2 protein-coding genes are annotated in these 1,473 nt (G+C 67.8%); both read right to left on the bottom strand.

The window, feature by feature from the left end:
- Positions 1-405 (bottom strand): ATP-binding cassette domain-containing protein (locus tag G9373_RS45245; RefSeq protein WP_167121318.1); only part of this gene is annotated, 405 nt, incomplete at its 3' end.
- An 81-nt stretch (positions 406-486) separates the two neighbouring features.
- On the bottom strand, positions 487-1,473 hold a 987-nt coding region (locus G9373_RS45250; RefSeq protein WP_240961166.1), incomplete at its 5' end, for a glycoside hydrolase family 68 protein.

The raw sequence follows: 1,473 nt of genomic DNA on the forward strand, positions 1-1,473 counted from the left end.
GGCCTTGGGTTTGCGGTCCAGGTAGTCGCCGAGGTCGAGCATGTCGGCGGCCTCCCCGACGCGCGTGCGGATCTCGGTCTTGTCGGTGCCGGCGAGTTTGAGGGCGAAGCCCATGTTCTCCGCGACGCTCATGTGCGGGTAGAGGGCGTAGTTCTGGAAGACCATCGCGATGTCGCGGTCCTTGGGTTCGGAATGCGTGACGTCGCGGCCGCCGATCAGGATCTGCCCGCCGTCGACGTCCTCGAGGCCCGCGAGCATCCGCAGCGACGTGGACTTGCCGCAGCCGGACGGGCCGACGAGGACGAGGAATTCGCCGTCCTCGATGTGCAGGTCGAGTTGATCGACCGCCGGGACGTCCGATCCCGGGAACAGCCTGGTTGCGTGGTCAAAGGTGATTGTTGCCATGAGAAAAGTGAGTCCCTCCACCGGCAGGAACGTGCCGGACGATCCGAGTGAGTGAGGTGAGTGGTGCGGGTGTCGGTGGTGTCAGGTCGTCGGTGTCGAACTTTCTGTGTCGGTGGGCGGCGGGTAACTCGAGGACGAGATGGTGCCGAAGTGCGGTCCGTCGCTGTTGTCGAAGCCCCACGTCATCCAGTTGCCGTCTCGTGTCCGCCGCATCTGCACCGCGTACAGGTCGGCGGTGTCGACGTTCGCCGCGTCGGTGACCTTCCACGGTCCGAGCAGGGACTGTCCCTCGGCGATCCAGGTGCCCGCATCGTGCCCGGCGTGGGCGCGGGTGTTCTTGGGCGCGCAGGAGAACACCAGGATCGGCTTCCCGTTGACGGTGTGCGCCTGCAGGACTTCCATTTCGCCGAACCCGGCGGGCGTCGAGAGTGGGGGTTGGATGTGCCAGTGGCTCAGATCGTCGCTGGTGGCGTGGCCCACGACTGCCCGGCCCTCGGGATCGCCGGATTTGGCGCGGGCGGTGATCAGCATGTGCCACTGACCGGCATGTTCGAAGACGTAGGGGTCGCGCCAGGCTTCGTCCGGCCAGGTGCCCTCGCCGAGGCGTTCGTACCAGCGGTCGTCGGCCTCGAGGACGAGGTCGGGGTCCTTGGTCCAGGTCAGCAGGTCGGTGGAGGTCGCCCGGCCGATGCGTTGTTTGAGGCCGTTCTCGGCCCGGCTCACTCCGGTGTAGAACATGCTCCAGAGCCCGTCGGCGCCGCGGACGACGGAGCCGGTCCAGGTGGCGAGGTCATCGAAGGCCGGGGCATCCGAGGGCGCCAGCGCGTCGGCGGTGAGGGTCCATGCCTCGCCGTCCGGAGACGTCGCGTGACCGATGGTCGCGCGGTAGTGGCGGCGTTCGCGGTCCTGGAGGGCACGGGAGGCGCGGAGGAAGAACAGGTGGTGGTCGGTGCCGTCGTCGGCCATCCAACTGTCCCAGACCCAGTGATCGGGAAGGGCAAATCTCATCATCTCTCCTGGGGGTGCGCGGGAACCGCGGGGCGGCTCCCGGGAAGTTCGGGGTGGGGG

It is taken from the genome of Rhodococcus sp. A14 (assembly GCF_011603105.1).
Taxonomy (GTDB): domain Bacteria; phylum Actinomycetota; class Actinomycetes; order Mycobacteriales; family Mycobacteriaceae; genus Rhodococcus_F; species Rhodococcus_F opacus.